General features: G+C 70.6%; 3 protein-coding genes (1 of these 3 only partly in view). 1 reads left to right on the forward strand and 2 read right to left on the reverse strand.

Going from position 1 to position 22,776, the window contains the following annotated elements; genetic code table 11:
• On the reverse strand, positions 1 to 13,630 hold the 5' end (the start) of the coding sequence (locus ACH413_RS10535; protein ID WP_360030644.1) for a type I polyketide synthase. 13,772 nt of this gene lie to the left of the window's left edge; the window shows 13,630 of its 27,402 coding nt (coding positions 1-13,630); its start codon is at positions 13,628 to 13,630; its stop codon lies off the left edge, out of view.
• 36 nt (positions 13,631 to 13,666) lie between these two features.
• Complete coding sequence (locus ACH413_RS10540) at positions 13,667 to 21,466, reverse strand: type I polyketide synthase (protein ID WP_360030646.1); 7,800 nt, start codon at positions 21,464 to 21,466, stop codon at positions 13,667 to 13,669.
• Between the two features lie 276 nt (positions 21,467 to 21,742).
• Between ACH413_RS10540 and ACH413_RS10545 the strand changes: the two genes are divergently transcribed.
• Positions 21,743 to 22,765 carry an FkbO/Hyg5 family chorismatase gene (locus ACH413_RS10545; RefSeq protein WP_360030648.1) on the forward strand — a complete coding sequence of 341 codons (1,023 nt, stop codon included), beginning with the start codon at positions 21,743 to 21,745 and terminating at the stop codon, positions 22,763 to 22,765.
• The last annotated feature ends 11 nt before the right edge of the window (positions 22,766 to 22,776 follow it).

Here is a 22,776-nt window from a genome sequence, read left to right on the forward strand (position 1 = left end):
CGTCCAGCACGCCGGCGGTGTGCACGACCGACCTGACCGTGTGCTTCTTCAGCAGCCGCTGCAACGCCTTGCGGTCACTGACATCGCATTTGACGACCTTGACGGCCGCGTCGACCTCCCAGTCGGGCTTGCGGCCGCTCCTGCTGGCCAGGATCAGCTCCGTGACGCCGTGTTCGGCGACGAGGTGCTGGGCGATCACGCCACCGAGCCCGCCCGCGCCGGTGATCAGAACCGGGCTCTCCCAGACGGTCTCCTCGGTCGCCGCGGCGCGCTGCAGCCGTGGCGCGAAGAGCTGCCCCCGCCGGATGCGCACCTGCGGTTCGTCCGCGGCAAGCGCTTGCGGCAGAACGGCTTCGTCGTCGACGTCGGCCAGCACGAACCGGCTGGGGTGCTCGGTCTGCGCCGACCGCACCAGGCCCCACACAGCCTGCCCGGCCAGATCCCCTTCGCGGGTCACGAACGCCAGGCGCTCGGTGCGTTCGCCGGAGATCCACTCCTGGAGCTTGGCGAGCACGCGGGTCGTCAGCGTGCGCGTCGACTCGATGACGTTGCCGTCGCCTGCGACGTGCTCGATGACGACGTTCTCGGCCGCGTCGGACGGCAACGCGACGGGGGTCCACTCGACACGGAACAGCGAGTCGCGGTCGACCTCGTTGCGCGGCAACGCGACGGGCCGCACGACGAGCGACTCGACCGTGGCGACGGGCTGACCGGTGGTGTCGGCGAGCGCGATTTCCATCGCGTCACCGTGGGAACGTAGCCGGACCCGCAGCTCCGTTGCGCCGGTGGCGTGCAGTGACACGCCTTCCCACGAGAACGGCAGTCCGGCGCCGTCCTTCGCGAGCAACGCGGCGTGCAGCGCGGAGTCCAGCAACGCCGGGTGCAGGCCGAAGCCTGCGGTCTCCTCCGACGTGGTGACCTCGGCGTACACGTCGTCGCCGGAGCGCCACACCGCCCGCAGGCCCTGGAACGCGGGCCCGTACTCGAAGCCCATGTCCGCGAAGCGCTCGTAAGCTCCTTCGACGTCAACACTTTCGGCTTGAGGCGGCCACGCGGTCGCGTCGAAGTCGCTGGTAGCGCTGCCGGTCGACACCGTGCCGGACGCGTGCTGGGTCCACGGCGCGTCGTTGTCGGTGCGCGAGTAGATCGCGATCTGGCGATGTCCGCTCGCGTCCTCGGCCTTCACCGCGACCTGCAGCTGCACTGGTCCGTCGAGGACGAGCGGCGCGGAGATGGTGAGCTCGTCGAGGCTCTCGCAGCCGACCTCGTCGCCGGCGCGGACCGCGAGTTCGACGAAAGCCGTCCCGGGCAACAGAACCGTGCCGCGGACGGCATGATCCGCGAGCCACGGGTGGGAATGCGCCGACAGCCTCGACGTGAACAGCACGTCCTCGCTGCCCGCGACGCTGACCGCCGCGCCGAGCAGCGGATGTTCGCCGTGCCGTGCCTGCCCGGACGGCCAGAACCGCCGTCGCTGGAACGCGTACGTGGGCAGGTCGATCAGCTTGCCGCCGGGGAAGTCCCACCGGACGTCGAGCCCTCGCACGTGAGCCTGCGCAAGCGCGGTGAGCAGATGCCCGCCTTCGTTGCGCCGCAACGTTCCGAGCACCACAGCCTCAGCGTCGAACTGCTCGACGGTCTGCTCGACGCCGAACGTCAGCACCGGGTGAGCGCTCGGCTCGACGAAGAACCGGAACCCGTCGCGCAGCAGGGCGCTGGTGGCGTTCTGGAACTCGACGGTCTGGCGCAGGTTCGTGAACCAGTAGCCGGCGTCCATGATCGCGGTGTCGATCGGTTCGCCGGTCACCGTGGAGTACAACGGAATCGTGCCGGTGCGCGGCCGCACCTCTGCCAGGTCAGCCAGCACCCGCTCGCGAATCGCCTCGACCTGCGGGGTGTGCGAGGCGTAGTCGACCGCGATCATGCGCGCCCGGATGCCCTGCGTCTCGCACTCCAGCACGATCTCGGCGAGCGCCTCGACCTCGCCCGCGACGACCGTGGCGCGAGGCCCGTTGACGGCGGCGACCGCGACTCGGTCCTCGAACCGCGCGATCCGCGGCCGCACCTCGTCCACCGGCAACGGCACCGACAGCATGCCGCCCTTGCGCGACAACGCCTCGTCGACGGCCTGCGAGCGCAGCGCGACCACACGGGCTGCGTCGTCGAGGCTGAGTGCCCCGGCGACCGCGGCCGCCGCGATCTCACCCTGCGAGTGCCCGACGACCGCCTGCGGCTCGACGCCGTGCGAACGCCAGACCTCGGCCAGCGACACCATGACCGCCCACAGCACGGGCTGCACGACGTCGACCTGGTCCAGCGGGAGTTCGTCGCGAAGGACCTCGATCAACGACCAGTTCACGAACGGCCGCAACGCCGCGTCGCACTCGGCGATCTTCCGCGCGAACACCTCGTTGGTGGCGAGCAGTTCGCTGCCCATGCCGACCCACTGCGAGCCCTGGCCGGGGAACACGAACACGGTCTTGCCCGCGGTCGTGACCTGGCCGGTGACGACGTCCTCGCCGATGACGACCGCGCGGTGGTCGAACGCCGTCCGAGCGGCCAGCGTGAACCCGACGTCGACCGGGTTCGCCTCGACCGCCCGGATCCGTTCGACCTGGGCTTCCAGCGCTTCCGCGGTTTTCGCCGACACCAGCATCGGAACCGGACCGGTCTGCGGTTCCGACTGGGTTTCGGGAAGGCTCGGCGCTTCCAGGATCACGTGCGCGTTCGTACCGGAGACGCCGAACGACGAGACGCCGGCGCGACGCGGGCGGGAGACGGACGGCCACTCGCGCGTCGAGGTCAGCAGTTCGACGGCGCCGGCCTCCCAGTCGACGTGCGACGACGGCTCGGTGATGTGCAGGGTGCGCGGCAGCACGCCGTGGTGCAGCGCCTGCACCATCTTGATCACCGACGCGACACCGGCTGCGGCCTGCGAGTGGCCGATGTTCGACTTGACGGAGCCGAGCAGCAGCGGTTCGTCGCGGTCCTGGCCGTAGACGGCGAGCAGCGCCTGCGCCTCGATCGGGTCGCCTAGCGGCGTTCCGGTGCCGTGCGCCTCGACGGCGTCGACATCGGTGACCGTGAGACCGGCGGACGCCAGGGCCGCGCGGATGACTCGTTGCTGTGAAGGGCCGTTCGGGGCGGTCAGGCCGTTGGACGCGCCGTCCTGGTTGACCGCGGAACCACGGACGACCGCGAGGATGCGGTGGCCGTTGCGCAGCGCGTCGGACTGGCGTTCCAGCACGACCTGGCCGATGCCCTCGGCCCAGCCCACACCGTCCGCCGAGTCGGAGAACGCCTTCGAGCGCCCGTCCTCGGAAACTCCGCGCTGCCGGGAGAACTCGATGAACGTCGACGGCGTGGACATCACCGTCACGCCGCCGGCCAGCGCGAGCGAGCACTCCCCCGACCGCAGCGACTGGATCGCCCAGTGCATCGCGACCAGCGACGACGAGCACGCCGTGTCGACCGTGACGGCAGGGCCTTCCAGCCCGAACACGTAGGACACGCGGCCCGAGGCGACGCTGCCCGCGCTGCCCTGGCCCTGGTGTCCTTCCATGTCGCCGCCACCGACGACGGACTGGTAGTCGTTGTACATCAGGCCGGTGAACACACCGGTCGCGCTGCCCCGCAACGACGACGGGTCGATTCCCGCGCGCTCCAGGGCTTCCCAGGCGGTCTCCAGCAGCAGGCGCTGCTGGGTGTCGGTCGCCAGCGCCTCCCGCGGCGACATGCCGAAGAACGACGGATCGAACTCGGCCGCGTCGTGCAGGAACCCGCCGGACCGCGTGTAGGAGGTGCCGATGTGGTCGGGATCCGGGTGGTAGAGGCCTTCGAGGTCCCAGCCGCGATCGGACGGGAACCCGGTGACGGCGTCGACCTCGTCCATCACCAGCTGCCACAGCTCTTCCGGCGTCGTGACGCCACCGGGATAGCGGCAGGCCATGCCGACGATCACGATCGGATCGTCCGAAGTGGACGTCGGCGCGGGCAGGTTCGGCGTGTTGGCAACGGCTCCGAGCAGCTCGTCGCGCAGGTAGGAGGCCAGCGCGCCGGACGTCGGGTAGTCGAAGATCAGTGTCGCGGGCAGGCGGATGCCGGTCGACGCGGTGAGGCGGTTGCGCAGTTCGACGGCGGTCAGCGAGTCGAAGCCGAGGTCGCGGAACTGCTGCGCCGGGTCGATCACCTGGGCGTTGACGTGGCCGAGAACCCCGGCGACCTCCACGCGGACGACGTCGAGCAGCGCTTCGAGCCGGTCGGTCTCGGAGAGCGCGGACAGCCGGGAGACGAGCGTGACCGCGGTGTCCGAGCCGGCGACCGAACGCTTCGAGCGCGTCCGGACCAGGCCTCGCAGTACCGGCGCCACCTCGCCCTTGGCCCGCAGCACGGCGAGGTCGAGCCGGAACGGCGCCAGCGCGCCGGCACCGTGCGCGATGGCCGCGTCGAACAGCTCGACGCCCTGCTCCACCGAGATCGGGGGCATGCCGGCGCGGTGCATGCGTTCGACGTCCACTTCGGACAGATGCCCGGCCATGCCGCCTTCCCAGGCACCCCAGGCAAGCGAGACGGTGTTAGGCCGGTGCGCGGCGAGCGCGTCTAGGAACGCGTTGGCCGCGGCGTAGTTGCCTTGGCCCGCGCTGCCGAGCGTGCCGGCAACGGACGAGAACAGCACGAACCTGTCGAGGTCGCCCGCCAGCTCGTGCAGGTGCCACGCGGCGTCGACCTTGGGCTTGAGCACGGTCGCGAGGCGCTCCGGCGTGAGCGACTCGATCACGCCGTCGTCCAGCACCCCGGCGGCGTGCACGATCGACCGGACCGGGTGCTTCTTCAGCAGCTTCTGCACGGCCTTGCGGTCCGACACATCGCACTTCGCGACGGTGACGCGCGCGTCCAGGTCGGCGACCCAGGCGGGCTTCTCGCCGCGTCGGCTGACCAGCACGAGGTCCTCGACGCCCTGCGCGACAAGGTGTTTCGCGATGACGCCGCCCAGTCCACCGGTGCCGCCGGTGATCAGCACCGGCCCTTGCCAGATGACCTCGCTCCGCGCGTTGTCCGCTCGCGCGAGCCTGGCGGCCTTCACCACGCCGTCGCGGATGATCAGCTCGGGCTCGTCGATGCCGGATGCCCGTGCGACGAGTTCGCCGGAGTCGGTGTCGATGATGCCGAACCGGCCGGGGTGCTCGGTCTGCGCCGATCGCACGAGGCCTCGCACCGCCGCGCCCGCCAGGCAGCCCTTGCCGGTGACGAACACGAGCTTCTCGGGCCGCTCGTCCGCGATCCACTCCTGAAGCCGCTGGAGCGCTTGCGCCACGAGTGTGTGAGTTGCCTGGACGACTTCGCCCTCGGCGACGACGTGCTCCACCACGACGTCTGCGGCGGACTCGGCGGGCAGGCCGACCTCGACCCAGTCCAGGCGGAACAGCGAGTCGCGGTCGGTCGTGCTGAGCTGCTCGGCCGAGACGGCGCGCACCACGAGCGCGTCCACCGACGCGACCGGTGCGCCGGTGGTGTCGGCGAGCGCGATGGCGAGGCTGCCGCCGGTGCGGGTCAGCTTCACGCGCAACGCCGTCGCGCCCGTGGCGTGCAGCTGGACGCCCTCCCACGAGAACGGGAGCCCGGCGCCGTCGTCCACGAGCAGCGCGGCGTGCAGTGCGGAGTCGAGCAGCGCGGGGTGCAGCCCGAAGCCGTTCACCGACACGCCCTCGGGCAACGCGACCTCGGCGAACACGGTGTCGCCGCTCCGCCACGCCGCCCGCAGCCCCTGGAACGCGGGCCCGTACTCGAACCCGCTCTCCGCGAACCGCTCGTAGGCGTCCGCGACGTCGATCGCCTCGGCGTTCGGTGGCCATTCGCCGACCTCGTCGACGGTCCCACCGGACCCGAGCACACCGGTGGCGTGCTCCGTCCACGGCTCGTCGACCGCGGCCTCGGCCCGTGAGTAGACGGTGATCGAGCGGCGGCCGTTCTCCTCGACGCCCACGATCAGCTGCACCTGGACGCCGCCGCTCTCCGGCAGCACCAGCGGCGCGGCGAGCGTGAGCTCCTCGACGCGATCCAGCCCGACCTCGTCCGCCGCCCGGACCGCCAGCTCGACCAGCGCCGCGCCCGGCACGAGCACCGCACCGTGCACGGCGTGATCGGCGAGCCAGGACCGGCGTGACAGCCGCGCCGTGAACAGGTAGCCGGCGCCACCCGCGAGCTCGACCGCGGCACCGAGCAGCGGGTGCTCCACCGCACCGAGCCCGGCCGACCTGACGTCGGACTTCGCGGTGCTCTCCGGCCAGTACGACTGGTGCTCGAACGCGTACGTCGGCACGTCGACCCGTCGACCGCCGGTGTACAGCTGCGCCCAGTCAACATTGATTCCGTCGACATGTACTTGACTCAGTGCAGTCAACATTGACTCAACATCGGACTTGACCCGCGTCAACGTCGGAATCAACCCGTCAACCATCGACGTCAACTGCGCGTCGGGTCCGATCTCGACCAGCGTGACGTCGCCCAGCCGCGTGACGTTGTCGTGGAAGCGGACGGTGTCGCGGACGTGGTCGACCCAGTAGCCGACCGTGGTGACATCTCCGGATGTCGACATTCCAATGGCCGGTGTGTGGAACGTCAGCCCGCTGATCGCCTCGCGGAAGTCGTCCAGCATCGGCTCCATGAGCGGCGAGTGGAACGCATGGCTGACGCGGAGTCGCTTGTGCTTCCAGCTCTCCGCGAGGGCGAGGACCTCCGCTTCCACACCGGCGATGACCACGGACCGCGGCCCGTTGACGGCGGCAATGGACACGCCCTCGGTCAGCTGGGCGCGCACTTCCTCCTCGGACGCGATCACCGACACCATCGCGCCACCGGCCGGCAACGCCTGCATGAGCGCCGCCCGCGTCTGGACGAGCTTGGCAGCGTCTTGCAGGCTGAACACTCCGGCGACGTGCGCGGCGGCGATCTCGCCGATGGAATGCCCGGCGACCTGGCCGGGCCGTACGCCGAACGACTCCAGCAACCGGTACAGCGCCACTTCGACCGCAAAGATCGCGGGCTGTGCGTACCCGGTCTGGTTCAGGGCCTCGGCGTCGTTGCCCCACATGACCTCGCGGACGCCTTGGAGGTGCTCCAACACCTCGTCCAACGCCTGCGCGAACGCCGGGAACGCCTCGTACAGCTCACGTCCCATGCCCAGCCGTTGCGAACCCTGTCCGGAGAAGACGAACGCGAGCGGCTTCCCACTCACCGCACCCTGGGCGACGACCTGCCCGCCCAGCACCACGGCCCGGTGGTCGAAGGTCGTCTTCAGCGCGAGCGAGTACCCGATGTCCCGCGCATCACCCTCCAGCGCGAGCACCCGCTCGACCTGCCCGTCCAGCGACGCCGCAGACTTAGCCGAGAGCAACCACGGCACCGCGCCACCCCGCGGAATCGATTCCGACTGGCCGGCCCCCAGGGGGCTCGAGACCCCCATCTCAATCATCTCAGGCAGGTCTGACAGTTCTGGAGCACTCGGCGCTTCCAAGATCACGTGCGCATTCGTGCCCGAGACGCCGAACGACGAGACACCGGCGCGACGCGGGCGTGAGGCGGCCGGCCACTCGGTGGACGTCGTGACCAGGGTGATGTCGCCGGCCTCCCAGTCCACGTGGGTGGAGGGTTCGTCCGCGTGCAGCGTGGCCGGGACGAGGCCGTGGTGCATCGCGTGCACCATCTTGATCACGCCCGCGACGCCCGCGGCGGCCTGGGAGTGGCCGATGTTCGACTTGATGGAGCCGAGCAGGAGCGGTTCGGCGCGGTCCTGGCCGTACGTGGCGAGGAGCGCCTGGGCCTCGATCGGGTCGCCCAGAGTCGTGCCGGTGCCGTGCGCTTCGACCACGTCGACGTCGACGACCGTCAGGCCCGCGGAGGCCAGGGCCGAGCGGATGACGCGTTGCTGGGAGGGGCCATTCGGTGCGGTCAGGCCGTTCGAGGCGCCGTCCTGGTTGATGGCCGAGCCACGCACGACCGCCAGCACGGTGTGGCCGTTGCGGATCGCGTCGGACTGGCGTTCCAGCACGAGGAGGCCGACGCCCTCGGACCAGCCCACGCCGTCCGCGGTGTCGGAGAAGGACTTGCAGCGGCCGTCGGCGGACAGTCCGCGCTGGCGGGAGAACTCGATGAACGTGGACGGCGTCGACATCACCGTGACGCCGCCGGCGAGTGCGAGGGTGCACTCGCCGTTGCGCAGGGCCTGTGAGGCCAGGTGCAGTGCCACCAAAGAAGAAGAGCAAGCCGTGTCGACCGTGACGGCCGGGCCCTCGAAGCCAAAGGTGTAGGAGACGCGGCCGGACGCGAACGTTCCGGCGCTGCCCATGCTCTGGTAGCCCTCGAACTCGCTGCCGCTGATCACGACCGAGTAGTCCGTGTACATGACGCCCGCGAAGACGCCGGTCGCGCTGCCGCGCAACGAAACCGGGTCGATGCCGGCGCGTTCCAGGGATTCCCAGGCGGTCTCGAGCAGCAGGCGCTGCTGCGAGTCGGTCGCGAGGGCTTCGCGCGGGGACATCCCGAAGAACGCCGGGTCGAACAGCGGTGCGTCGTGCAAGAAGCCGCCGGAGCGGGTGTAGGAGGTGCCGATGTGGTCGGGGTCCGGGTGGTAGAGCGCGCCGACGTCCCAGCCGCGGTTGGTCGGCATGTCGGTGACGGCGTCGACGCCGTCCACCACCAGGCGCCACAGGTCTTCCGGCGACGACACGCCTCCGGGGTAGCGGCAGGCCATGCCGACGATGACGATCGGGTCGTCGGAGATCGCGGAACGCGCCTGCGCCACCGGAACGACCGTGTCGGCGCCGAAGAGTTCGTCGCGCAGGAAGGAGGCGAGCACGCCGGCGTTCGGGTAGTCGAAGATCAGGGTCGCGGGCAGGCGCAGGCCCGTGACGGCGGTGAGCTGGTTGCGGAGTTCGACGGCCGTGAGTGAGTCGAAACCGAGTGACTGGAAGGCGCGACCGGGGTCGATCTCGTCGGTGCCCGCGTGGCCGAGGACGGTGGCGACCTGGCCACGCACGAGGTCCAGCAACGCTTCCAGGCGTGCGGTGGCGTCGAGCGACGCCAGGCGGCCGGTGAGCGAGACGGCGGTGTCCGAGCCCGCCACGACGCGGCGCGGGCGGGTCTTGATCAGGCCACGCAACATCGGCGGGATGTCGCCGCGGCCGCGCAGCACGGGCAGGTCGAGGCGCACGGGAACGGCGTTGCCGGCGGTGATGGCCGCGTCGAAGAGCTCGACGCCCTGCTCGACGGTGATGCCGGGGATTCCGGTGCGCGCCATGCGTTCCGCGTCGGCGCCGGACAGCATGCCCGCGATCCACGGGCCCCACGCGAGCGACGTGCCGGGCAGGCCGTTCGCGCGGCGGTGCTCGATGAGGCCGTCGAGGAACGCGTTGGCGGCGGCGTAGTTGCCCTGGCCGGCCGTGCCGATCGTGCCCGCGACCGAGGAGAACACGACGAAGGCATCGAGGTCAGTCGCGAGCTCGTGCAGGTGCCAGGCGGCGTCCACCTTGGGGCGCAACACGGTGCCGACGCGGTCGGGCGTCAGAGACTCCACGGTGCCGTCGTCGAGGACACCAGCGGTGTGCACGATCGCGCGAACCTCGTGACGTGCCAACAGGTCGGCGACGGCGGCGCGGTCGGAGACGTCGCACGCCTCGACGGTGACCTGTGCGCCCAACGCTTCCAGTTCCGTGACGTCGGCCTCGCCGCGCCGGGAGACGAGCAGCAGGTCGCGGACGCCGTGCGTGGCGACGAGGTGACGTGCGATCACCAGGCCGAGTCCGCCGGTGCCGCCGGTGATGAGAACCTTGCCCTGCCAGGAGAACTCGCCGGCCGGGGTCAGGCGGGCCAGCCGAGGCACGAACACCTCGTTGCCGCGCAACCGGATCTGCGGCTCGTCCAGCGCGAAGATCTCCGCCGGAACGTCGCCATCCGCCTCCACCAGCACGAAACGGCCCGGGTGTTCGGTCTGCGCCGACCGCACCAGGCCCCACACCGCCGCCGCACCCAGGTCGCCGGGACGCGTGACGAACGCCAGGCGGTCCTGCCGTTCGTCGGCGATCCACTGCTGCAGGCGGGCGAGCACCTGCGACGTCAGGGCGTGCGCGGACTCGATCGGGGAGCCTTCGGAAACGACGTGCTCGATCTCGACCGCGGCGGTCTCGGTGGGGAGGGCGACGGGGGTCCAGTCGACGTGGAACAGGGCTTCGCGCGCGATTCCGGAGCCGTCGGCGGGGATCGGGCGGGTGACGAGCGAGTCGATCGAGATGACCGGAGTGCCGTGAGGGTCGGTTGCGGTGATCGCGAACGACTCGCCCTGAGGCCGGATCCGCACGCGCAGCGCGGACGCACCGGTCGCGTGCAGCGAGACGCCTTGCCACGCGAAGGGCATACCGCCCTCGGACGTGCTGAGGTCGGCGGCGTGCAGGGCGGCGTCCAGCAGAGCGGGGTGCAGGCCGTAGCGATCGGTCTCGTCCGCGATGGCGACCTCGGCGTAGACGTCGTCGCCGACGCGCCAGGCCGCTTGCAGGCCTTGGAACGCCGGTCCGTACGCGAAGCCGTTGTCCGCGAGGCGCTCGTAGAACCCTTCGAGGGAAACGGGTTCCGCTCCTCGCGGCGGCCACACCGCGGTGTCCAGGACTGTCGCGGTGCCGGACGCGAGATAACCGGTGCAGTGTTCGAGCCACGGCGTGTCCGGGTCGAGCCGGGAGTACACGGTGATGGAGCGGCGTCCTGCCGTGTCCTGAGCACCGACCGCGACCTGGAGCTGCACCTGGTCGCCCAGCACGAGCGGTGTGGAGAGGGTCAGTTCGTCCAGCCGGTCGAGGCCGAGTTCGTCGGCGGCGCGCAACGCGAGTTCGACGAAAGCGGTGCCGGGGAACAAGGTTCGGCCGCCGACGACGTGGTCCGCGAGCCACGGCTGGGTGGCGGCCGAGAGCCTGCTGGTGAACACGACTCCCTGGCCGTCGGCCAGTTCCACCGCCGCGCCGAGCAGGGGGTGGGAGACGGCGGTGAGGCCGAGTCCGGACGCGTCGGCGTTTTTCGCGGTGGACGGCCAGAAACGCTGGCGCTGGAACGCGTACGTCGGCAGGTCGGTCCTGGTGGCGCCTTCGTAGAACGGCGTCCAGTCGACGTCGGTGCCCGCGACGTGAAGGCGGGCGAGCGCGGTGATCAGGGTCTGAGTTTCGGGGCGGTCCTTGCGCAGGGAGGGGACGCCGTCGACCAACGCGGACAACACACCGTCCGGGCCGATCTCCAGGAACCTCTTGTCGCCCAGGGCCTGCACGGTGTCGTGGAAGCGAACCGTGGCGCGGACATGACGGACCCAGTAGTCGGCGTTCGCGACGTCGCCGAGGCCCGGGATGGTGGGGGCGTGGAAGGTCAGATGCCCGATGGCGGCGCGGAAGTCGTCCAGCATCGGGTCCATCAGCGGCGAGTGGAACGCGTGGCTGACCTGGAGCTGCTTCGACTTGCGGCCCTCGAACCGGGCGACGACCGCGCGGGCTTCGTCTTCCGCACCGGCGACGACGAGCGAGTCCGGGCCGTTGATCGCGGCGATCGACACGCCCGCGGTGAGGTGCGGGGTCACCTCGGCCTCGGTGGCCTGGAGCGCGATCATCACGCCGCCGGTGGGCAGGGCCTGCATGAGCCGGGCTCGGGCCTCGATGAGCGTGCAGGCGTCTTCGAGGCTGAACACGCCCGCGACGTGTGCGGCGGCGATCTCGCCGATCGAGTGGCCGGCGACGTGGTCGGTTTTGACGCCGAATCCCTCCAGCAGGCGGTACAGCGCGACCTGCAGCGCGAAGATCGCGGGTTGCGCGGTGCCGGTCTGGTCGAGGGCCTCGGCGTCGTCGCCCCACATCGCGCTCACGTCGAGGTGCTGGGCGACCTCGTCGAACGCGGCGCGGAACGCCGGGAACGCCTTGTACAGCTCGCGCCCCATGCCGAGACGCTGGGAGCCCTGACCGCTGAACAGCATCGCGAGCTGCTTCTCGCCGGCGGTGCCGCGCGCGATCTCCGCACCGTCGAGCAGAACCGCGCGGTGCTCGAACAGCGTGCGCGATGCCAGAGCGTGGCCGACGTCTTTCGCCTCCGCCGTGATGTCGCGCAGTTGGGCGATCTGAGCGGTGAGCGCTGCCTCGGACTTGGCCGAGACGAGCCACGGAATCGATTCCGACTGGCCGGCCCCCAGGGGGCGTGAGGCCCCCATCTCTATCGTCTCAGGCAGGTCTGACAATTCCGGTGCGGGCAATTCCGGTGCGGGCGGCGCTTCCAGGATCAGGTGGGAGTTCGTGCCCGAGACGCCGAACGACGAGATGCCGATGCGGCGCGGCCGGTCGACGGACGGCCACGAGGTCGCGGAGGTCAGCAGCGAGACCGAGCCCGCCGTCCAGTCCACGTGGGACGAAGGTTCGGTGACGTGCAGGGTGCGTGGCAGGACGCCGTGCCGCATCGCCTGGACGACCTTGATCACCGAGGCGACGCCCGCCGCCGCCTGCGTGTGACCGATGTTGGACTTGATGGAGCCGATGTAGAGCGGGACGGCGCGGTCCTGGCCGTAGGTGGCGATCAGGGCGGCTGCCTCGATCGGGTCGCCCAGGGTGGTGCCGGTGCCGTGCGCCTCCACGGCGTCGACGTCGGTGGGCGCCAAGCCGGCGGAGGCCAGCGCGGCGCGGATCACGCGTTGCTGTGACGGGCCGTTCGGCGCGGTCAGACCGTTGGAGGCACCGTCCTGGTTGACGGCCGAACCGCGCAGCAGACCCAGAACGTGGTGGCCCGCGGCCACGGCGTCCGACAAGCGCTCCAAGACCAGCATGCCGGCGCCCTCGGCCCAGCCGACGCCGTCGGCCGAGTCGGAGAAGGCCTTGCAGCGGCCGTCGGAGGCTAGGCCGCGTTGCAGGGTGAACTCGATGAACGAGCTCGGCGTCGCCATGATCGTCACGCCGCCGGCCAGCGCCAGCGAGCACTCACCGCCACGCAGAGCCTGCATCGCGAGGTGCATGGCGACAGAAGAAGAGGAGCAGGCTGTGTCGACGGAGACCGCCGGGCCCTCGAAGCCGAACGTGTAGGAGAGACGGCCCGACAGCACGGACGCGATGAGGCCGGTGGAGGCGTGCCCGTCGCCGTCCACCGACACCAGGTCCGCGTAGTCCTGGCCGTTCGTGCCCACGAAGACACCGGTCTGCGAGCCGCGCAACGACGAAGGATCCAGACCCGCGCGCTCCAGGGCTTCCCACGTCAGCTCCAGCATCATGCGCTGCTGCGGGTCCATGCCCAGGGCCTCGCGCGGCGAGATGCCGAAGAAGTCCGCGTCGAACGAGGCCAGGTCGGTCAGGAACCCGCCCTCCTGCGCCAGCGACTGGTCGCGCAACGAGGACAGGTCCCAGCCGCGGTCGACCGGGAACGGGGAGACCAGGTCACGTTCGGCGACAACGGCTTCCCACAGCTGCTCGGGTGTGGTCACCCCGCCGGGGAAGCGGCACGACATGCCCACGATCGCGATGGGCTCGCTGTGCTTCTGCTCCAGTTCGAGGACGCGTTCGCGAGACCGGCGCAACTCGACCGTGACTCGCCTCAGGTAGTCGGCAACCTTGTCCTGCTGCTCTTCCTGCACTGGTCCGTCCTCATTTCGTGCGGGCAAACACTGCTTCTACGAGAGGTCGAGCAACTCGTCATCGATGATGTTCAGGAGGTCCTCGACGGAGACGTTGCGGATGTCGTCGTCCGAAGTGGACACCGGCTTCTTCAGGCGCCCGAGCAGCTTCTCCAGGCGCTCGCGGATCGCGTCGTGATCGGCGGGCGACGACGCCACCGCGGCCTCGAACCGGGTCAGCTCGGCCAGCGCGGAGCCGTCCGTCGCGGCGGACAGGCCGGTGAGCAGGTGCTCGGCGACCAGGCGCGGCGTCGGGTAGTCGAACACCAGCGCCGACGGCACGGGCAGACCCGTCGCGGACTTCAGGCGGTCGCGCATCTCCACGGCGGTCAGCGAGTCGAAACCCTGGTCGCGGAACGCCTTCTCGGCATGGATCGACTCGACACCGGAGTAGCCGAGCACCGCGGCGGCCTCCGAGCGCACCAGGTCCAGCAGCACCCGCGAGCGATCGGCCTCCGACAGGCCCGCGAGCTTCTCCTGCAACGCCACCTCGGCGCCGGCCACGTCGGCCTCGGGCGTCAGTGCCGCGACGACCTCGGGAATCGAGGAGATCAACGGCGACGGACGCGACGCGGTGAAGCCAGGGGCGAACCGAGCCCAGTCGGTGTTCGTGACGGTCAGGACGGTCTCCCCGTCGGACACCGCCTGCAGCAGCGCGGTCAGCGCCAGGTCGGGATCCATCGGCAGCACGCCGTGGCGGCGCAGCTGGTCGTAGGCGTGCGGGTCGGTCGCCATGCCGGCCTCGGCCCACGCGCCCCACTGCACGGACGTCGCCGCCAAGCCCTGACCGCGCCGGAACTGCGCGAGTCCGTCCAGGTAGGCGTTCGCGGCCGAGTAGGCGGGCTGGCCACCGCTGCCCCACGCCGCCGCACCGGACGAGAACAGCACGAACGCGTCGAGACGTCCGGTCAGCTCGTGCAGGTTGCGTGCCGCCACCATCTTGGCGCGCAACAGGTCCCCGAGCTGGCCGGCGGACAACTCCAGGAGCGGCGCGTCGCCACTGTCGATTCCGGCGCAGTGCACGACAGCCCTCAGATCAGGCAGACCGTCCAGCAGTTCCTTGAGAGCGGCGCGATCGGCGACGTCGCAGGCCTCGACGGAGACCTCGGCGCCGAAGCCTTCGAGCTGCGCCACCAGGTGCTCGATCCCCGGGGTGAGCGAGCCACGACGGGAGGTCAGCACGATGCGCGAAGCACCCCGCGCGGCAACGGAACGGGCTACGAACCCGCCCAGCGCCCCGGTGCCACCGGTGATCAGGACCGTGCCAGACGGCGCCCAGTCCTCGCCGTGCTCACCGCGCGGCGCGGGCACCAGTCGGCGGGCGAACACACCGTTCCCGCGTACCGCGATCTGGTCCTCGCCGAGCGAGTTCCTCAGCGCGGCCTGCAGACCCTGCGCGATCTGGTTGTCCACGCCGCCCGGCAGGTCGATCAGGCCTCCCCACCGGCGCGGCATCTCGAGCGCGGCGACCCGGCCCATGCCCCACAACGCGGCCTGCACCGGCGACGTCACGATGTCCCCGTGCCCGGTCGACACGGCGCCGCGCGTCACAGTCCACAACGGAGCCTCGATGCCCTCGAGGGCCTTCAGCAGCTCCACAGTTCCGGCCAGCGGATAAGGCACGTCACCCGAGTCGTCCGCGACGCCGAGCAGCGACACGACGCCCGTGAACTCCCGGCCGGCCAGCCCCGAGACCTTGTCCAGCGGCACGGCGACACCACCGAGGATCTCCACGACGTCCCGCGTCCAGGTGTCCTGCTCCCCCGGCGGCACGACGACCAGCCACGCGCCGGAGAAGGCACCGGACAGCGAGAGCCGGTCCCACGACTCCCTGAACCGCCAGGAATCCACAATGGACTGCGACCGCTGCCGTGTCCGCCACGACGACAGGGCCGGCACGACGGCCGCCGCGACGTCGGGATCCAGCTCCAGCACGGACGCCAGCTCGTCGTTCTCCACCAGCTGCCAGAACGCCGCGTCGAGCGGATCGGCCCTGCCGACCTCGGCCTCGGGTTCCGGCCAGAAACGAGAACGCTGGAACGCGTAGGTCGGCAGGTCGACGCGCACCGCGCCGGTGCCGTCGAACAGCACGGACCAGTCGACTGGCACTCCCACGACGTGCAGGCGTGCCAACGCCGACACCGCGGAGGACTCCTCCGGCCGTTCGCGGCGCAGCATCGGCACGACGGCGGTGTCCAGCGGCACCGCGCCCGTCTCGGTCATCTCCGCCACCAGCGCCGACAGCACGCCATCAGGGCCGAGTTCGAGGAACGCCGACACACCCTGGCGCCCCAACGCGCGCACGCCGTCGGAGAACCGCACGGCCTCACGCACGTGCCGCACCCAGTACTCCGGCGAGGTCAGCTGTTCGCGCAGGGCGAGTTGCCCGGTCACGTTCGACACGACCGGGATCTTCGGCTCGGAGAACGACAGTCCCTCGACGACCGCGCGGAAGTCGTCCAGCATCGGGTTCATCAAGGGCGAGTGAAACGCATGGCTGACCGGGAGACGCTTAGTCTTGCGATCGGCGAACCGGGCCACGACCGCCTCGACGCCGTCCTCGGCGCCCGCGATGACGACAGAACGCGGCCCGTTCACCGCCGCGATCGACACGTCGGAACCCAGCAGCGGCAGCAGTTCCTCCTCCGTGGCCTGCACCGCGACCATCGCCCCGCCCGAAGGCAGCGCCTGCATCAGCCGCGACCGCGCGTCGACCAGCCGGCACGCGTCCTCCAGTGAGAGCACACCGGCGACGTGCGCGGCGGCGATCTCGCCGATCGAGTGCCCGCCCACGAAGTCCGGCCGCACACCGAACGACTGGGCGAACCGGAACAGCGCCACCTCGATCGCGAACAACGCGGGCTGGGTGTACCGGGTCTCGTTCAACGTGCCGAAGTCGTGGCCCCACATGACGTCGCGCAGCGTGCCGTCCAGGTGTTCCAGCACCGCGTCGAACGCCGCGGCGAACACGGGGAACCGCTCGTACAGCTCGCGTCCCATGCCGAGCCGCTGCGAACCCTGCCCGGAGAACAGCACCGCCAGCGGACGCTCCGAGGCCACGCCACGGGCGATCTCCATGCCGTCCACGACCACGGCGCGGTGCTCCAGCTGCGTCCGCGTCGACACCAGCGACGCCGCGACGTCCAGAACGGGAGCCTGCACCGACCGGAACCGCTCCAGCTGCGCGTCCAACGCGGCGGAGTTCTTGGCCGACACCACCCACGGCACCACCGAGAGCACCGACGACGGCTCCTCCGCCGTCACCTCGACCTCGGGTGCCTCCTCCAGGATCACGTGCGCGTTCGTGCCGGAGACACCGAAACCCGACACGGCGGCCCGGCGTTCCCGTGACACCGACGGCCAGGGCTGCTCCGAGGTCAGCAGCTCGACCCGGCCACTGCTCCACTCCACGTGGGCTGTCGGCGAAGTCACGTGCAGGGTGCGCGGCAACGTGCCGTGCCGCAACGCCATCACCATCTTGATCACGCCCGCGACGCCGGCCGCGGCCTGCGTGTGGCCGATGTTCGACTTCACCGATCCCAGCCACAGCGGCCCGGAGGAATCGGTGCGGTTCTGGCCGTAGGTCGCGAGCAACGCCTGCGCCTCGATCGGGTCGCCCAGAGTCGTGCCGGTGCCGTGCGCCTCCACCGCGTCGACGTCCGAAGTGGACAATCCGGCGGACGCAAGCGCTTGCCGGATCACGCGCTGCTGCGACGGACCGTTCGGCGCGGTCAGGCCGTTCGACGCGCCGTCCTGGTTGATCGCCGAACCGCGCAGCACCGCGAGAACGGTGTGACCGTGGCGGCGGGCGTCGGACAACCGCTCCAGCACCACGAGACCGGCGCCTTCCGACCAGCCCGTGCCGTCAGCGGAGTCGGAGAAGGCCTTGCAGCGGCCGTCCGCCGACAGTCCGCCCTGCCGGGAGAACTCCACGAACGTCTGCGGCGTCGACATGATCGTCACACCGCCGGCCAGCGCGATCGACGACTCGCCCGACCGCAGCGACTGCGCGGCCCAGTGCAACGCGACCAGCGACGACGAACACGCGGTGTCGACGGTGACGGCCGGTCCCTGCAGCCCCAGGGTGTAGGCGACGCGACCGGACACGACGCTGCCCGCGGTGCCGGTCGTCCAGTACCCCTCGGTCCCGGCGGGCGCGTCCAGCAGCCCGGCGCCGTAGTCGTGGTACATGACGCCCGCGAACACACCGCCGTTGGTGCCGCGCAGCGAGGCGGGGTCGATGCCCGCGCGTTCCAGGGCCTCCCACGAGACTTCGAGCAGCAGCCGCTGCTGCGGGTCCATCGCCAGCGCCTCGCGCGGCGAGATCCCGAAGAACTCGGCGTCGAAGTCGGCGGCGTCGTGCAGGAACCCGCCGCTGCGCGTGTGCGAGGCGCCGTCGAGCAGCTTCTCCAGGTCCCAGTTGCGGTCCGCCGGGAACGGCGACACGACGTCGCCGCCCGCCATCACCAGCCGCCACAGGTCCTCCGGCGAGGACACCCCACCGGGATAGCGGCAGGCCATGCCGACGATCGCGATCGGCTCGTCCGGCGCCGACCGCGCCATCTCCAGCGGCAGGACGGAAGCCCGTTCGCCCAGCAGCTCCGCCCGCAGATGCCGGGCCAGCACGGCCGGGGTCGGGTAGTCGAACGCGACCGGCGCGGACAGGTGTAAACCGGTCGCGGCGGTCAGTCTGTTGCGCAGGTCGACCGCGGTCACCGAGGTCAGGCCGAGCTCGCGGAACGTCTTCTTCGACTCGGCGCGCTCGGCGCCGGTCAGCCCGAGCACGCCCGCGACCTCGGTGCGCACCAGGTTGAGCAGGAAGATGTCCTGCTCCTCCGGTGACATCGCGACCAGGCGCTGGCGTAAGGCGGAGAGGTCACGCTCGTCCGGGGTGGCGAGCCGCGCGGAGACGTCGATCAGGCCGCGCAGCAACGCCGGGACCTCGGTCGACGACGTCTGCTCGCGCAGCGCCGCGCTGTTGATCCGCATGATCACGGCCTGCGCGAGCCCCGCCGAGGTCGCAACGTCGAACATCGCGGAGAACTCGTGCGCCGACAGTTCACCCACGCGCGACGCCGTGGTCGGCGCGTCCGTCGACCCGACCGCGAGGAACGTCGCGGCCAGTTCGCGCTTGCGGCGGTAGCGGGCCAGCGCGTCGAGGAACGAGTTCGCCGCCGCCTGCTCGCCGGAACCGACCAGGCCCAGCGCGCCGGCGACCGTGCAGAGCATCACGAACGCGGTGACGTCGCCGCTCTTCGTGAGCTGGTGCAGGTTCACCGCACCGTCCACAACGGACCGGAACACGTCGGAGCGCGGCACGTTCGCCATCGGTTTCGCGGGATGCTCGCCCTCGCCGTGGATGACCGCGGTGATCGGCCGTTTGAGCTTGCCGAGCACCTCGGCCAGCGCAGCGCGGTCCGCCACGTCGCAGGCCGCGACCGCGACCTTCGCGCCCAGCGCGGACAGTTCCGACTCGAGCTGTGCGGTCGCCTCGTCGGCGCGGCCGCGCGGGCTGATCAGCAGCAGGTGGCGCGCGCCGTACGCGGCGACGAGATGCCGGGTCAGCGCGGCGCCCATCGTGCCGTCCGCACCGGTCACGACCACGGTGCGCTTGGGATCGATGCGCAGCACCTCGTCGCTGTCGACCGACGCCGAGACGCGCTTCAGCCGCGGCATCAACGCGATGCCCGAGCGGATCGCGAGCTGCGGTTCACCGGCGGCGACCGCGAGCGGCAGCATGACGGTGGACGGCTCCAGGTCGTCGATGTCGATCAGCGTGAACCGGTTCGGGAACTCGACCTGCAACGACCGCAGCAGTCCCCACACCGGCGCGTGCACGAGGTCGCGCACGTCCTCGACGCCGGCGGCGACCGCGCCGCGGGTCAGCACGACCAGGCGGGAGTGCGCGAACCAGTCGTCGTTCACCCACGTCCGCAGCACACCACCGACCTTGCGCAACGCCTCCTGCGCAGCCGTCGTGAGCTTGCCGCCGGTGTCCATGTCGTCGGGACAGCACAGCACCGCGACGTCCGGAGCGGGCTCTCCGTCCACAACGGACACGTGCAGCGACGCCGCGTCGAGATGCGTGGCGACGTGCACACCGGCGGACGCCAGCGACGCGGTCAGCCCGAACACGTCCGGGCCGACGACCGCCCAGCGCTTGGCCAGCTCCAGGCTGTTGGTCCGCACGGACGGCATCGGCGCCCAGTCCATGCGCAGCAACGACTCGTGCTGCCCGCCGCTCGCGGCCCGCAGCCTGGCCGGGCGGTCGAGCAGCACGTGCCGGGTGATCTTGCCCGAGGTCGTGCGCGGGATGTGGTCGATCTCGTACAGCTCTTCCGGCACCTTGAAGTTCGACAGCTGCTCGCGGCAGGCGTCGTACAGGCGCACCGGGTCGAGACCCTCCTTGCCGGGCACGACGAACGCGATCGGCACCTCGCCGAGGATGTCGTGCGGCTTGCCGACCACCGCGGCGTCGGCGACACCGGGAACCTTGAGCAGCACCTCCTCCACCTCGCCGGGGTGGATGTTCTCGCCGCCGCGGATGATGAGCTCCTTGACGCGGCCGGTGATCGTGACGTAGCCGTACAGGTCGCGGCGGGCCAGGTCGCCGGTGCGGTACCAGCCGTTCGGCATCGCCTGCGCCGTCGCCTCCGGCTGGTTGTGGTAGCCCGCCATGAGACTCGGTCCGCGCACCCACACCTCACCCTCGGCCTCGACGTCCACGTCGACGTGGGTGTCCGGGTCGACCAGCCGCACCGCGAGGCCCGGCACCGGCAGGCCGACCGACCCCGGAACCCTGGTGCCCTGCGGCCAGTTCACCGTGATCAGGCCACACGTCTCGGTGCTGCCGTAGCCGTCGAGCAGCGCGACGCCGAACAGGGCCTCGAACTCGACGCGCAACGCCGGCGGGCACGCGGCACCCGCGGTCAGGCAGCGCTGCACCGTGCCCGCGGAGACCTCGCGCGTGCGGGCGACTTCCAGAAGATGGTGGTACATGGCGGGAACACCGCACATGAACGTGTAGTCGTCGCTTTCCAGCGCGGCCAGCACCTCGTCCGCGGCGAACCCGTCGAGGATGCGGGCCGAGGCACCGACCGCCGTGACGCCGACGACGCACAGCACGTGAGCGAGGGAGTGGTGCAGCGGCAACGGCCACAGCACCTTGTCCTCGCGACTCAGGCCGATGACCGGGGCGTAGCAGGCGGCGACCGACCACAGGCAGCTGCGCTGGGTCGACAGCACGCCCTTCGGTTTGCCGGTGGTGCCGGAGGTGTAGAGCATGAACGCCACGTCGTCGAGGCCCTGGTCGTCCCGCGCGGGAACGACCGGATCCGTCGAGGTCAGTTCCTGGTACGACACAACGGAACCGCCGCGCGGGAGCGGTTCGTCGCCGCTCACCACCACCTGGAGGTAGGGGCGGCCCGGCAGGAGCTTGCGGACCTGGTCGAGGTGCGCGAAGTCGGTGATCACGACGCGGGCACCGCTGTCGTCCAGCACGTAGGCGAGCTCGGCGTCGGCGGAGTGCGGGTTGAACGGCACCGCGACCGCGTTCGCACGCGTGACGCCCAGGTAGCTCTCGATGATGTCGACGCTGTTGCCCAGGAAGATCAGCGCGCGGTCACCCGGCTGCAGCCGCAGGCCGGCGAGATGCCCGCCGAGCCGCCGGGTGCGCAGTTCCAGGTCCGCGTACGTGACCGCACGGCGCGAGTCCGCGAACGCGACCTTCTCCGGCTGGTTCGCGGCGTGGTGGCGCAGCAGTTCGGACAACGGCCGGATCAGTTCGGTTCGAAACATCCCGACGTCGCTCCCTATTTACTGGCTTACTGGAGACGTGGCCTGCACCTCGAGCGATGCTAGCCTCGGCCTCATCTCGCCGGTAAGTAGGAAATCCCCTAGCACCCCCCTAGGACCCCCCTATCATCCGGCCGAAAGTGCTTTCTCCTGGCGCAGCCGTTTTGCGGAGCCCGCCCGGTGGCTAATCTTTGATCACCGGCCCGGAAGAGCAGCCGGAAACAATAATTCGGCTTCACTTCGCAAAATTCTTTACCTACTCCTCGGAGGGGCATTCCAATGACTCAGGCGCAGCAGAAGGTGAACCTTCCCGGCTCGGTGTTCACCGGCCTGACCGAAGTCAGCCACGTCGCGGCCACCGGAAACGTTCTCGGCGTTGTCAACTACACGACCGAGTGCACCGACCCGCGCGTCGAGAATGGCCTCCTCACCCTCGACCTGCACATGGCGAGCGACCTCGGCGAGGCATTCGCGGAGGTGTGGACGACCACCGGCACCGTCGAGACCGGCGAGCACCACGGCGTCGTTTACGCCCACGACGGCGAGTACCTCCTCGTCGCCGGGCGGATCGCCCCGACGGGCCGCTACACCGAGGACACCCGCGCCGCCTACGTCGCCGCGCTCGACCTGATGGACGGCCTCGGCTACAAGAACTGCTTCCGCATGTGGAACTTCCTCAACGACATCAACGGCGACAACGCCGAGGGCCTGGAGATCTACCGGGACTTCTGCAAGGGCCGCGCCGAGGCGTTCGAACTCTTCCACTTCGGCGACAAGGAGGTCCCGAGCGCGACCGGAATCGGGTCGCAGGGCGGCGGGATCGCGTTCTACTTCCTCGCCTCCCGCTCCGCCGCGCTGACGTCGGTGGAGAACTCCAAGCAGATGGCCGCCTACCACTACCCGCGGCAGTACGGCCCGCGCCCGCCCAAGTTCGCGCGGGCCACCTATCTCGCCGCCACGCACACCGACCGCAGGTCAGGGCAGATCTACGTGGCCGGCACCGCCAGCATCCGCGGCCACGAGACCCTGCACGACGGCGACATCGTGGCGCAGGTGACGTTGTCGCTCGACAACATCGAGCACCTCGTCTCCGACGAGAACCTGGCGGACTACGAGATCAAGCAGGGCAATTCCTTGCTGAACCTCGACAACATCAAGGTGTACGTCCGCCACCGCTCCGACATCCCCACGGTCCGCAGGATGTGCGAGGAGCGTTTCTCCCCGAACGCCCGCGTCCAGTACCTGAACGTCGACGTCTGCCGCGCCGATCTCCTCGTGGAGATCGAGGGCGTCATCGCCTGACTCGTCCGGCC

This window comes from Lentzea sp. NPDC020367 (assembly GCF_044387305.1).
Lineage (GTDB): Bacteria > Actinomycetota > Actinomycetes > Mycobacteriales > Pseudonocardiaceae > Lentzea.

What these genes read in the sequence shown, in the direction of transcription:
- ACH413_RS10540 (WP_360030646.1), bottom strand. Translation starts at nt 21,466, where the DNA reads ATGTTTCGAACCGAACTGATCCGGCCGTTGTCCGAACTGCTGCGCCAC.
- ACH413_RS10545 (WP_360030648.1), top strand. Translation starts at nt 21,743, where the DNA reads ATGACTCAGGCGCAGCAGAAGGTGAACCTTCCCGGCTCGGTGTTCACC.